Origin of the sequence: Blautia sp. NSJ-175, assembly GCF_022867815.1 — a bacterium.
Lineage (GTDB): Bacteria > Bacillota > Clostridia > Lachnospirales > Lachnospiraceae > Blautia > Blautia celeris.
Map to the genome: position 1 here is coordinate 155,722 of NZ_JALIFQ010000011.1, position 12,505 is coordinate 168,226.

Sequence of the window (12,505 nt, forward strand, 5' to 3'; positions counted from 1 at the left end):
TAACTCCTGTTTTGACCTTTTTTGCCGGATTTGACACAAAAAAAATCACTGAGTAGAATGGCATTACTGGCTGGTTAGCTGACTCTAATCACAGCAATTCTATCACGATTTTGTGCGTAGGTCAATGAGGCTTCTGCCAGCAAATAATAAATAGGAGGACGTTGAAAATGTCTAATTCACAACAAATGAAAAAAGGGCTATCTGTGCGTGATTTGATTACCACCGGCATCCTTGCTGCTTTGTACATGGTATGCGCCATGATTGGCGAAGCTATCTTTGGGTTCTTCCCTGTACTGACTTTCCTTTGCCCGCTGTCTATTGCGCTGCTGTGCGGCCCGGTTTATATGCTGATACTGGCGAAGGTGCCGAAGCATGGCCCAATCATTGTCACCGGTATTTTGGTAGGAGGTGTACTGTTCGTACTCGGTATGTACTGGTCTATGTGTTTGGCATATTGTATTCTCGGCGTTGTGGCCGATCTGCTGGCCGGTTCCGGGAACTTTAGAAACAAAGGGCGTAACCTGTTGTCCTACATGATTTTTGTTCTCAGCCCAGTTTTCTCCTACGGTATGCTTTGGTTTGACCGCGACGCCTATGTGCAATATTTGGTAGAAAAGGGAACAGAACAGACCTATATGGACACAATGGTTTCAACCGCGCAAAACTGGATGCTCCCGGCAATGATTATCGGCGTGTTGATCTGTGCTGCTATCAGCGGTCTTGTAGGCCAGAAACTATTGAAAAAGCATTTTGAAAAGGCCGGAGTAGTGTAATGGAGATGCAACTGCAAACAAAAGACACACTTGCCACATTACATTTAGACCCTCGCACAAAACTATATCTGTTGATCGTCGGAAATGTTGCGTTGTTCCTTGCGCCCTCTTTACTCTATGAGATTGCGCTGGTTGTATGCGTTGTGATTCTCGGCGTCCTTGTAGGAGCAAAGCGGTTTACGGTAAGAATGGCTGCTATCTATGCGGGAATGGTTGTTCTGCATATCATTGGAACAAATTATTTGACAGGGACTTTGCAGATTGCGATTGTAACATTTACCGTATTTATCCGTAAAATCTTTCCTTGTGCCATGCTCGGAGGTATTTTAGTCAGCACGACAAGGGTAAATGAATTTATGGCGACCATGAACCGTATTCATATGCCAAAAGCAATGGTTATTCCTCTGACGGTCATGCTCCGTTATTTTCCTATGGTGCATGAGGACTGGGGCTATATCAGCGATGCCATGCGGATGCGCGATGTAGCTCCAACCGTAAAAAGTCTGCTAACCCATCCGGCCCGAACAGCGGAATGTATCTATGTTCCGATGATGATGTCAGCACTGAAAGTGGCGGATGAATTATCGGCGGCGGCTGTTACAAGGGGGCTGGAAAATCCGAAGCCCCGAACCTGCTTGCAGGAAATCCACTTTAATGTTGCGGATGCTGTATGCTTTATCCTGTTCACTTTGTTTATGTCAGTGTCAATCTGGCTGAAATTGAAAGGGGGTGCAGGCTAATGATCCGTTTTGACAAGGTTTCTTTTACCTATCAGGAATCATTACAAAATGGCGGACTGCGCGATGTTGATTTGACAATCAACAAAGGCGAGTGTGTGCTGTTGTGTGGGCGAAGCGGCTGTGGGAAAACCACATTGACCCGTCTTGTGAATGGACTGATTCCATACTTTTATCCGGGAGAAGTTACCGGCACAACCTATGTTGACGGTAAAGATATACAGGATTATCCCATATACGAAGTGTCCGAGTATGTGGGGTCTGTATTCCAAAATCCACGCTCTCAATTTTTTAATGTAGATACAGACAGTGAAATCTCCTTTGGAATGGAAAATCTGACTTATCCAAGAGAAAAAATGAAAGAACGCATTTCAAAGACAGTTGCGGATTTGGATATAGCCCATCTGACCGGGAGAAGCATATTTGAATTGTCTGGCGGTGAAAAACAAAAGGTGGCGTTTGCGTCCATCTATGCTATGTCTCCGAGTATTTACTTGTTAGATGAACCATCGTCCAATCTGGATATGGATGCTATTGAGGATTTGCGGCGTACACTTGAACTCCTAAAGAAACAAGGCAAGACCATTCTAATTGCAGAACATAGGATTTATTATCTGAGGGAATTAGTTGACCGCATTGCGTATATGGAAAACGGGGCTATATCTGCTGTGTTTTCTCCAAGCCAGTTTCTTTCTATTCCTGAAGAACAGCGGCATAGTATGGGACTTCGCGCTTTAGATTTGTCAAAGGTACAGCCAAGAGCCTTTGCTGAAAATTCTCAAAAGCCGATTTTGGAAGTCAGGAACTTATCCTTGTTCTATAAGAAAAAGCCGGTTCTAGACGATTTGAATTTGAGTGCGGCACCGGGAGAAATCATAGGAATTATCGGCCATAACGGAGCCGGGAAATCTACATTTTCCAGAACACTATGCGGCCTGCACACAAACTGTACGGGACAAATTCTTTGGGATGGTAAAGAACTGAACGCAAAGAGCCGGTTAAAACGCTCCTATATGGTGATGCAGGACGTAAGCTATCAGTTATTTGCCGATACATTGGAAAAGGAATGTGTATTTGGAATTAAGCATCCTGATCTGGATGCAGCAAAACAGGCAATGGAACGGCTGGGTATTTATGAGTACCGTACTCATCATCCCAATACACTTTCCGGGGGGCAGAAGCAGCGTGCAGCCGTGGCGGTCAGTATGGTATGCTGTAAGGATGTTTTAATTTTTGATGAACCAACTAGCGGACTTGATTATGACAGCATGATTCAGGTTGCGGGGTTATTTCAAACGCTTTCCAAAATGGGAAAGGTAATTTTTGTTGTAACCCATGATTACGAATTTTTAGCGGCAGCCTGTACAAGAGTGATTCATTTAGATAACGGAAAACAGCAGGAAGATTACCCACTTTCCCCCGACAATCTGCATCGACTACATGATTTTTTCTTGCGGTCAGAAAGGAGGCAGAACCTTGAGGAGAATGGAAAATGACCTCCTGTTCTTCCATGAGCTGATTGGTAACTGTTCCGTTGAAAAGGATTCAAAGATATATACAATTTCTCCCAAATTTGGGAAAGGCACCATGCAGAGCTTTGAAGTGATGCCTGGTGCTGAAATTGTTTATAGCAATGTTCATATCACAACTCCAATTCAAAAAAATATCCAATGTATAGATCGTTTTATTGAAGTCACCTATTGCTTTCAGGGGCGAGTGAATATGCTGTTCAGCGACCAGCTGGAGATGATTATGAGCGACCATTATATTTCTGTTTTCAATGGTGCAAGCCACCTGAAAAGCTGTGATTTTGGAGAAGAACCTTTTGTTGGTGTTTCAGTGGTGGCTTATCTGCCGCAGATCATAAACAGCCTGAATATCATGCTGGGAACAATCGCGTTTGACGAGGACATGGATTTTCAAGGACTTTTTACAGCGGGCGGATGCTTTATAGCACCCGCAACAAAAAGTGTGGAGCATATTTTTACCGAACTGCTCTTGCTGCCGGAACAGTACCGCAATTACCTTATGCGTATTAAAGTCATGGAACTATTGCTATACCTGGTTGGCAAAATGGAGTATCGGACAGATTTTGGAATTTCACTATTCCGCAAGGAGGAGATGAATTGTAATGAGTGATGTAAAAGCCCTGTTTGGACTAATTGATAAGAAAAATAAGCGCCGCCTGATTGGTGCGGTGATCTGTTGCGTCCTGTCTGTTTTGTGCGGCATCCTGCCCTATTTAGGCGTTTGGGGTATTGTGACCTGTTTCCTGGATGAACGGACAGAGAACCTTTTTCAATATGTGTGCCTGATTGCTGTAGCAATCATTTTGAAACATCTGCTGTTTGGAACCGGCACAAAAATCTCTCACAAGGTAGCCTACCAGACATTGGGGGAAACCCGTAAAAAGCTGTTCCGTAAAATTGCCCGTTTACCAATGGGCTATGTGAAAACAACGGCATCCGGGCAGGTCAAAACGATCATTATGGACAATATGGAACAGTTGGAGACATTTTACGCCCATAACATTCCAGAGATTATTTCTGGTCTCGCTGTACCGCTATGTATGGAAATCCTGCTGGCGATATTGGACATTAGGGTAGCCGGTATCATGCTGATTCCGGTCGTTCTGTTTATTCTTGTCGGTATTCTTATGATTATCGTTCAGATGAAAAAAATGGACGAATTTAATCAGGCGTTTGCCGACGTCAGCGTTAAGACGGTGGAATATGTCAACGGTATGAAAGAACTGAAGATATTTGCCGCCGACGAATCCACTTATGGCCGCCTGTCAGAAAGCATCCGCACTTACAGCACCGTTGTAACAGAGTGGTTTCAAAGCTGCTTGAAATATGTTGCTTTCAATCATGCCGACTTAAACAGCAACCTTGTGTTCTTGTTTCCACTTGCTGGTTTGATGTACCTCTCCGGCAGCGTGACAGCGGCCAGCTATATTATGTATCTGTTTATGGGGCTTGCCATGCTGATTCCGTTGGAAACTGTTTCTAATAACTTTGATTATATCGGCATGAACGCTTCTGTTGCAAAAAAGATAGACGAAATTCTGAAGCTGGATGAAATGGCGGATATGACCTCGAAGGCAGAACTTTCCGACCACACGATTGTGTTTGAACACGTTACATTTTCCTATGGGGAAGGACAGCCGGTATTAAAAGATGTCTCATTTACTGTTCCTGATGGAAAAGTAACTGCGCTCGTCGGTGTTTCCGGCAGCGGTAAAAGTACGGCGGCCAGCCTGATCTGCCGGTTTTGGGATATAACCGAGGGACAGATTTGCCTGGGAGGCGTACCGCTGAACCAGATTCCGCTATCCGATCTGATGTCCCAGATCTCCTTTGTGACCCAGAATACGTTCCTGTTCAAAAAGAGTATCCGGGAAAACATTATGATGGGAAACCAAGAGGCCACGGAGGAAGAAATGATGCAGGCAGCAAAGGATGCCGTATGTCACGACTTTATTATGCGGCTTCCAAAGGACTATGACACAGTGATAGACAAGGAAACCAAGTTGAGCGGTGGCGAAAAACAGAGAATCACATTGGCAAGGGCAATTCTGAAAAATGCGCCGATTGTGATTCTTGACGAGGCAACGGCTTACATTGACGCCGACAATGAAGATTTACTGCAAAAGGCGCTGGCTAAATTATCAGAGGGAAAAACCGTACTCGTAATAGCGCACCGTCTTTCCAGTATCAAGGAAGCTGATTCGATTGTGGTTCTGGAACAAGGCAAAGTGATTGATTGCGGCACACATGATGAATTGATAAGATGTTGCTCCCCGTATCAGGATATGTGGGCGGCCTTTGAGCAATCCGATCAATGGAAAATGGGAGGTGTAAACGCATGATTGCTATGATACGGAAATTCTTAGAACTTGCAGGCGAGCGTAAAAAGCAGCTTTATCTTGCGTGGCTGTTTCAGGCGTTGACCTCAATTTGTGAGGGCGCGATATATTTCATGCTGTTCCTTGCGATAAAAGATATTTTGGGCGGTTCGTTTACAAGGGAAAAACTGATACAGTATAGCCTTATGTTTCTGGTTTATACTGTCCTGCATTTTGTTTTTTATTACTTTACGATTGCAAAACAGCGCCCGGTATCTTATGCCATGATGCGGGATGAACGCCTTTCGATTGCGGCAAAAATCAAACAGTTTCCGCTATACTACTTTACAAAAGACAAGATCAGCCAGCTTACATCTTTGTTTACAACTGATTTAAGTTTTGTGGAAATGAATATCATGGAGATTATTGCCGGTTTCGTTTCCAGCATGATCATGACGGTTGTATTTGCTCTGATGCTGCTTAGTGTGGACTGGCGTATGGCGCTTCTTCTGTTTGTGGGAATCATCCCCGGTTATATCCTCTACCAGCAGTTTCAAAAGAGCATGGTTCAACTGGGAGAGCAGAAGAAAAATGCACAGGTGGCAATGATTGATTCCACGCTGGAATATGTACAGGGTATGGAAACGATCAAGGCATACCGGCTGGAACAAACCGGTAAGCTCGTAGAGAATCAGGTGGACGGATATTGCACAGCTTCTGGCCGTTATGAATCGACGCTGACGAATTGGAGTATGGGTTATAAGATCTGCCTGAATCTGGGGCTGTTTTTGAGTTTGGGTGTTGGCATTACAATGGTTCGTTCTGGTTCATTAGCCTCGGCAACCTATTTGTTTTTTGCAATCATGGGTATTATTTTTTACCGTCCGCTGGAAGCTCTGATGGGTTCCTTTGCAATGATGAATCTTGCAAACGCATCGTTGGATAATATAGCGGAAATTAACAACCTGCCGACTGAAAATGAAAAACAGGGAATTACACAGTTTGCCGATACACAAGCCGATGTACGGTTTGAAAATGTATCGTTTAGCTATGATGGAAAGCGTGAAGCAGTTAGTCATGTAAGTTTTTCAGCTAACCCCGGAACGATCACTGCATTGGTTGGTCCTTCTGGAAGCGGCAAATCTACTCTCCTTAATTTGATTCTGGGATTCGTGACGCCGAAAAACGGGCGGATTCTGTTGAATGGGAAAGATGCGGCAACATTAAAGCATAGTGATCTGGTGCGTCATGTGAGTATCGTTTTTCAGGAAGTATATCTTTTTCAGGATACCATGATGAATAATATTCGGATGGGAAACCAGAGCGCAACGGACGAGCAGGTAATAGAGGCGGCAAAAAAGGCTCACTGTCACGAATTTATAGAAAAACTCCCACAGGGTTATCAAACGGTTATCAGCGAGGGCGGTGCAAGCCTTTCCGGTGGTGAGCGTCAGCGTGTCGCTATTGCGAGGGCAATTTTGAAAGATTCCCCGATCATTCTTTTGGATGAGGCGCTTTCCAGTCTGGATGCTGAAAATGCCGTAGCAATACAAAAGGGCATAGAAGAAATGATTAAGGGGAAAACGGTGTTCCTTGTATCACACACTTTGTCCTATATCCAAAATGCAGATCAAATACTTGTTTTATCTGACGGTGTTTTGCAGGGCTGCGGAAAACATGATGAATTATTGCAATCAGTGCCTCTTTATAAAACTATGTGGGAAAAAGAAAAATCCATTAAAAGTTGGAAATTATAGGGCAATATGAATGCCCCACATTTGTACCTGATCACATGCGAATATCAGAGCATGCGGCAAGAAAGTGTGCTTTGCAAAAAATGACAATGCATTTGATGATTTTCCTGTGAAGAAATAGAAAGTGTTGCTTTTTTAAAATAGAAATATGAAAGACACAAAATACAAAATATTAGCATATTTTGACAATCAATCATATCAAAAACTATTCAATGAGGTAAACTCAGATTATGCAGAAAATCTACAAATTTTATTGCATAATTTGAGTTTATTTTCTTATGATGTGCTTATAATAGGAGTGATCATTTATAAAGAGAACATAAGTAATATTATATCTGCTATTAGAAAGATAACGCAGATACCAATTATTATTTTGACGGATACTTCTTCTTTATTGTGTATGTCATGGAAAAAAGAATTAATATACGCTGGTGCAGACTGTGTAATGGATATAAATAGCACTACAGAAGAAGTAGATCTGCAGATTTTTTCATTGGCACGACGAAATAATAAACAAAAAATAACTCAAAAGCAATCCGAAACGATGATTGATAAAGGAAAACTTGTAATGGATCATAAGAAACATAAAGTATTTTGGAATGATGTAGCGTTACATTTAACACGACAAGAATATAATTTTTTATACTTATTAGCAGCGACACCGATGAGAGTATACACGTTTGAACAGATTTACCAGCTTGTCTGGAAAGATTATCCTGTTGGTGATATTAAAAATATCATATGGTGTCTGGTAAAGCGATTGAGAAAAAAGCTGAATGTCGTTGAAGATGGTGCCGGGAATTGCATCATCAGTGTCAGGGATATAGGTTACAAATTTGAATTGAATAAAGAAAGCGAAAAGAAGTAAGGCGAATGATCCGTAAAAAGATTGTCCGTCTTATTTTTATTTATTCTGGAAAGAAGGTGATAAAAACTGACCGTCAATTGACAGGTTTCTGACCGTTAGCTGACAGGTGCATCCGATACACTGTGCCTTTGTAAAGATATGATGACAAAGGAGATCCGTGTTTGCAGGGAGACAGCAGAGATGCCGGACATTCCTGTAGACAGGAAGAACGAGCCAGGTCACCGCCACACTCCGATTTGATTTCGCAAAAATTCAGATCGGAGGAAAACATAAGTGGCTTACAATAAAGCAAAAGAAGAATATAGATGGAACCAGTGGAAAGCAGAGGAAGAGAAGATTCTGCGTGAACAGGGCGTGGAAGAAGAGACGATCCAGAAGCTCCGGGAGTATGACTGGGAGGATTTCAAGGCAGAGCGGAGATTCCGGGAACACCAGACCTCACTTCTGGACTGCATGGAACTGCTCTTGGAAGAAAAAGAAACGAAAGAGTCCCAGCCAGAGAGCGTGGAAGCCCTGCTGGATACCGTAGAGAATGAAGAACTGCTTCAGATTCTGTTATCAACTGATAAGAAAACCCTTCAGATGATTGTCCTGAAGATGATGGGATATGCACCAAAAGAGATCAGCCATCACATGGAACTGCCGGAGCAGACGGTTTATACAAGACTGCGGAGATTACGGGAAAAAATCAGAAAATCCATGCGGTGTGAATAAAATCCTCCCTTTTGCCCGGCTGATGATTAGAACGAACAGACAGGAGGATTGATACGATGGATGAAAAAGAAGTGTCCGAAATGCAGGAAGAAATGATGACGGTACTGATAGTTGAGCCGATGAAAGCACCTTATGTCAAAAGCATCCCGAATGAGCTGGAGAATCTGCAGCAGGCAGTAGGCGGTGACATTGAAATGACCTATCCGTTTGAAGATGAAGTTGGAATCCTTTTAAACGGTAATGGAAAATTTGAGGGATTGCCACTGAATCGGGCGTTATATGATGACCACGGACAGATTTATGATGCCATAGCCGGAACTTTCCTTGTGGTAGGGCTGACAGAAGATGATTTTACTTCGCTGACACCGGAGCAGATTGAAAAGTTTAAAGAAAAATATCAGTCACCGGAAATTTTTACTCTGTTTAACGGAGAACTCCATGTGATGAAGATGCCGCCGCAGGAACAAAAAGAACAGAAGAAAAGCCAGAAGAACGATGCACAGCAGAAGCATCCGGCAAAGAAGAAAAAAAGATCCGGGGATGCAAGATAAAAAATTTTTCTGTAGGATGAATAAAAATATACACTGCTATCGGCTAGTAAGCAGAGGGACATCCCTCGGCTGTTCTTTGGCAAGTGAATATCGGCACTACAGGTACGTTCCCAACCGTAGAAGCGTGACAGCATGAGCGCCATGATTAAGTATAGGGTAAAGATTCTTAGACTTGGAGCGAGGAAGCATAGCTGTGAATAAGGCGGTGGCAGCCTTTCGCCAGGATCACGGACGGGGGATAATGATACACGTTACCAGCCAAAGAGCGGAAGATGGACTCCGGGTTGTAATCAGAAAGACCCTCAGGACATCTGTGAGCGGCGGCAGGCCAGCCGCCCGCCTGTAGTGTCCCCTTTCCCAGAAGAAATACAGGGATAGTTCCGGGGGTGCGAGGTCAAATGCGGAACAGCAAGATAAAAAAGAAATCAATGAAGAAGTGTGTCGTTGATATCAGATACCATGCGGCTGTGGGAGACTACAGCCGTATTCTTGTGGTATTAACGTCACATCAAGGGGAGAGAACAGATGGAAGAAACAAAAAGAAGTGGAATGAGCAAGGATCAATTCTGGAATCTGATTGAAAAAGCAAAGGAAGTGTGCGGCACCGATCTGGATGCTTCGGCAGTGTGGATCAAGCAGCAGCTCTTCTATATGACACCGGAGGATGTCCTCCAATTCCACAATCTTGTTTACAGTTACCGGGATGCGGCTTATAAGTACGGCTTATGGACAGCGGCAGGTATTATGATGGAAGCAGGGTGCAGTGATGACAGTTTTTCCGATTTTCGGATGTGGCTGATCGCCCAGGGAAAAGAAGTTTATCTGAATGCCTTAAAAGATCCGGATTCCCTTTCCGGCGTGACTCCGTATGGGTACTGTAGTTTTGAAGCGTTGGGATACATCTCATCGCAGGTCTACAGTGCCATGAAAGGGAAAAATATCTATCAGGACAGTACGGCAAGAATGCAGATGGAATGTTATGAGCAGGTGATCCGGGATATTGTGTACCATCCCATGATCGAGTATCCGCTGGAATTACCGGAAGCAATGGTGGTATATCCGAAACTCTGTGAATGCCATTTGTCCGAGCAGGTAAGGAAAGCTCCTCAGAAAGTAAGGACATGGAATGTTTCCCGGACGGATATCCGAAGGATGATGGCAAGAGGGAATGCTGCCATAAAGAAAATGCAGGAACAGGGACAGAATACACCGGAAGCGACCAGACCCGTCCGTAAGGGTACGGTAAGATAAGCTTTCTGGCAAGGAGAAGTAATGTGTTATAAAAATGAATATCAGAAAAGGGCACATGGCGAAGTGGAACAGATCTTTCGGGAGCTTCTCCCGGAAGCCGGGCTTCATGTAAGGGAAGAACAGATCCGTCTCTGCCATGAAATGCTGGATGCCCTTATGAAAAATGAAATCACGCTCTGTGATGCAGGAGTCGGCATCGGAAAGACCTATGCCTATCTGACAGCCTGCATCCTGATGCGGAAATATAGTGTACTGCATTCCGGTTATTCGGGATGTGACAGGCGGTCTGTAGTGGTATCCACTTCCAGTATCGCCTTACAGAAAGCCATCATAGAGGAATATGTTCCTTTCTTATCGGATGTACTGTTAAAAGCAGATCTGCTTCAGGGAGAATTAAAAGCAGTCGTCCGCAAGGGAAAGGAACATTTTGTATGCGATTACAGGCTGGCCCAGAGATTAGAGGCAGTCCGGGACAAGAATAAAAATCAGGCACAGATGGAGGCATTGAAGTCCCTCCGGCATAACTTTGATTTAGATTCCGTACATAACCTGAGCGGTTTTGACCGCAGGCTGGTGTGCGTACCAAAATTCTGCCCTAGGGAGTGTCCGGGAAAAGTAGAATGCCGTTATCAGAAGCATCTGGATAGTTCCAGGAAAGAGGACATTTTTTTACAGATTTGCAATCACAATTATCTTCTGGCAGATGCCATGCACCGGGCAAATGGGTACCGGCCGCTTCTGGCAGATTACAGGGCTCTGGTTGTGGATGAGGCCCATAAACTCCCGGAAGCCGCCAGCCAGATGTATGGAAGAAGCATTGGAAGGGAAGATGTGCAGGAGATTGCTTACTTTTTAGGCAGAGAGCATAAAGGCACGGATGGAAAACGGCTGATGGAAGGGTTTTCTGCACTTCAGGCGGAGATCCGAAAGCATCGGAAAGATGGCACAGAGGACATGGCTGGAAAAGAAAGTTTTTATTTTCCGCCGGGAGCTGGCACAGCCTTAGCCCAGATGCAGGAAAGGCTTCAGCTTATGATCAAAAGGCTTGCCGGGAATATTCCTTACTGGATCTTTCGGCGGATGGAAGAGATGGAAGAGCTGTTCGGATGGTTTTTAAAGAACGACAAGCGATATATTTTGTTTTTACAGCAGGACAGCCGGGGACATTTAACCTTTATGGCAGTCAACCGGGAGATCCCGAAGTATCTGGATGCGACTTTATGGAGCCGGGGATTTCCGGCGATCTTAACCAGCGGCACCTTAAAAGCCGGGAACGGGTTTGCAAGAACCAGACAGATGACCGGGCTGGAAAAAGAAACGGGCGTCCGGGAGTGTGTGGCAGAATCCCCATTCTGTTACAAAGAGAACTGTCTGCTTTACATCCCGGAGCATTTAAGACCTATGAAAAAGGGAAGCAGGGAAGAGGCCGAGCAGCTTGCCGGGCAGATCCGTGATCTGGTGTGTTCCACTTACGGGCATACGCTGGTACTGTTCACATCTTATACCCTGATGGGAAATGTGCATCAGCTTTTGCGGGATCAGATCCCGTTCCCGATGGTGCAGGTATGGAGAAACTCCCAGGAAGAGATTGCACGGTTTAAGAAGATGGAGAATGCAGTGCTGTTCGCAGCCGGCTCCTGCTGGGAAGGTGTGGACTTTCCGGGGGACATGGTATCGTCTCTCATCATCGTAAAACTGCCATTTTCTGTTCCGGACCCCATCCATGAAGCACAAAAGGAGCAGTACCGATCCCTGGAATCCTACATCCAGACCATCGTAGTCCCGGATATGCAGAAGAAGCTGCGGCAGGGATTCGGCCGGGCAATCCGCACGGAGCAGGACACCTGCGTTGTGTCCATTTTGGATCACCGGACAGCAAAGAAAGGCAGGTATCGGAGTGATGTTCTGGAAGCACTGCCAAAGTGCCAAATGGCAGAACGGATCGAAGAAGTAGAAAATTTTATCCGAAGCCGGAAAGTGGAGCGGTACTATAGCTGAGAACATCCGTGG

The 12,505-nt window shown here is 44.6% G+C and carries 11 protein-coding genes; all 11 read left to right on the top strand.

What is annotated here, in order from left to right:
* Nucleotides 1-167 precede the first annotated feature (167 nt).
* Nucleotides 168-773: an MptD family putative ECF transporter S component gene (locus MUB35_RS17990; RefSeq protein ID WP_015533385.1), complete on the top strand. Its 606-nt coding sequence runs from the start codon at nucleotides 168-170 to the stop codon at nucleotides 771-773.
* A complete protein-coding gene (locus MUB35_RS17995; protein ID WP_240577355.1) occupies nucleotides 773-1,513 on the top strand; it encodes an energy-coupling factor transporter transmembrane component T in 741 nt (246 codons plus the stop codon). The genes MUB35_RS17990 and MUB35_RS17995 overlap by 1 nt, the downstream gene beginning before the upstream one ends.
* Complete coding sequence (locus tag MUB35_RS18000; protein ID WP_240577356.1) at nucleotides 1,513-3,006, top strand: ABC transporter ATP-binding protein; 1,494 nt, start codon at nucleotides 1,513-1,515, stop codon at nucleotides 3,004-3,006. Before MUB35_RS17995 ends, MUB35_RS18000 begins: the two co-directional genes overlap by 1 nt.
* Nucleotides 2,987-3,649 (top strand): hypothetical protein, encoded by a 663-nt coding sequence (locus MUB35_RS18005; RefSeq protein WP_240577357.1) that lies wholly within the window; start codon nucleotides 2,987-2,989, stop codon nucleotides 3,647-3,649. Before MUB35_RS18000 ends, MUB35_RS18005 begins: the two co-directional genes overlap by 20 nt.
* On the top strand, nucleotides 3,642-5,381 hold the full coding sequence (locus MUB35_RS18010) for an ABC transporter ATP-binding protein (RefSeq protein ID WP_240577358.1): 1,740 nt from the start codon (nucleotides 3,642-3,644) through the stop codon (nucleotides 5,379-5,381). Before MUB35_RS18005 ends, MUB35_RS18010 begins: the two co-directional genes overlap by 8 nt.
* On the top strand, nucleotides 5,378-7,114 hold the full coding sequence (locus MUB35_RS18015) for an ABC transporter ATP-binding protein (protein ID WP_158293307.1): 1,737 nt from the start codon (nucleotides 5,378-5,380) through the stop codon (nucleotides 7,112-7,114). Before MUB35_RS18010 ends, MUB35_RS18015 begins: the two co-directional genes overlap by 4 nt.
* A gap of 145 nt (nucleotides 7,115-7,259) precedes the next feature.
* Nucleotides 7,260-7,979: a winged helix-turn-helix transcriptional regulator gene (locus tag MUB35_RS18020; RefSeq protein ID WP_240577359.1), complete on the top strand. Its 720-nt coding sequence runs from the start codon at nucleotides 7,260-7,262 to the stop codon at nucleotides 7,977-7,979.
* Between the two features lie 273 nt (nucleotides 7,980-8,252).
* Nucleotides 8,253-8,693, top strand: a complete 441-nt coding sequence (locus MUB35_RS18025; RefSeq protein ID WP_173907336.1) for an ECF-type sigma factor — start codon at nucleotides 8,253-8,255, stop codon at nucleotides 8,691-8,693.
* Between the two features lie 56 nt (nucleotides 8,694-8,749).
* The gene (locus tag MUB35_RS18030) at nucleotides 8,750-9,244 is read left to right on the top strand and encodes a DUF3846 domain-containing protein (protein WP_173907335.1); all 495 of its coding nucleotides are present in this window, start codon (nucleotides 8,750-8,752) and stop codon (nucleotides 9,242-9,244) included.
* A 525-nt stretch (nucleotides 9,245-9,769) separates the two neighbouring features.
* Nucleotides 9,770-10,495 (top strand): DUF4240 domain-containing protein, encoded by a 726-nt coding sequence (locus tag MUB35_RS18035; RefSeq protein ID WP_117802418.1) that lies wholly within the window; start codon nucleotides 9,770-9,772, stop codon nucleotides 10,493-10,495.
* Between the two features lie 21 nt (nucleotides 10,496-10,516).
* Nucleotides 10,517-12,493, top strand: coding sequence for an ATP-dependent DNA helicase (locus MUB35_RS18040; protein WP_055155790.1), 1,977 nt, complete (start codon nucleotides 10,517-10,519; stop codon nucleotides 12,491-12,493).
* Nucleotides 12,494-12,505: the final 12 nt, after the last annotated feature.

Excerpts from the sequence above, each read along its gene's own strand:
- MUB35_RS18015 (WP_158293307.1), top strand. The coding sequence starts at position 5,378 with ATGATTGCTATGATACGGAAATTCTTAGAACTTGCAGGCGAGCGTAAA.
- MUB35_RS18040 (WP_055155790.1), top strand. The coding sequence starts at position 10,517 with ATGTGTTATAAAAATGAATATCAGAAAAGGGCACATGGCGAAGTGGAA.
- MUB35_RS18010 (WP_240577358.1), top strand. The coding sequence starts at position 3,642 with ATGAGTGATGTAAAAGCCCTGTTTGGACTAATTGATAAGAAAAATAAG.
- MUB35_RS17990 (WP_015533385.1), top strand. The coding sequence starts at position 168 with ATGTCTAATTCACAACAAATGAAAAAAGGGCTATCTGTGCGTGATTTG.
- MUB35_RS17995 (WP_240577355.1), top strand. The coding sequence starts at position 773 with ATGGAGATGCAACTGCAAACAAAAGACACACTTGCCACATTACATTTA.
- MUB35_RS18030 (WP_173907335.1), top strand. The coding sequence starts at position 8,750 with ATGGATGAAAAAGAAGTGTCCGAAATGCAGGAAGAAATGATGACGGTA.
- MUB35_RS18035 (WP_117802418.1), top strand. The coding sequence starts at position 9,770 with ATGGAAGAAACAAAAAGAAGTGGAATGAGCAAGGATCAATTCTGGAAT.
- MUB35_RS18020 (WP_240577359.1), top strand. The coding sequence starts at position 7,260 with ATGAAAGACACAAAATACAAAATATTAGCATATTTTGACAATCAATCA.
- MUB35_RS18000 (WP_240577356.1), top strand. The coding sequence starts at position 1,513 with ATGATCCGTTTTGACAAGGTTTCTTTTACCTATCAGGAATCATTACAA.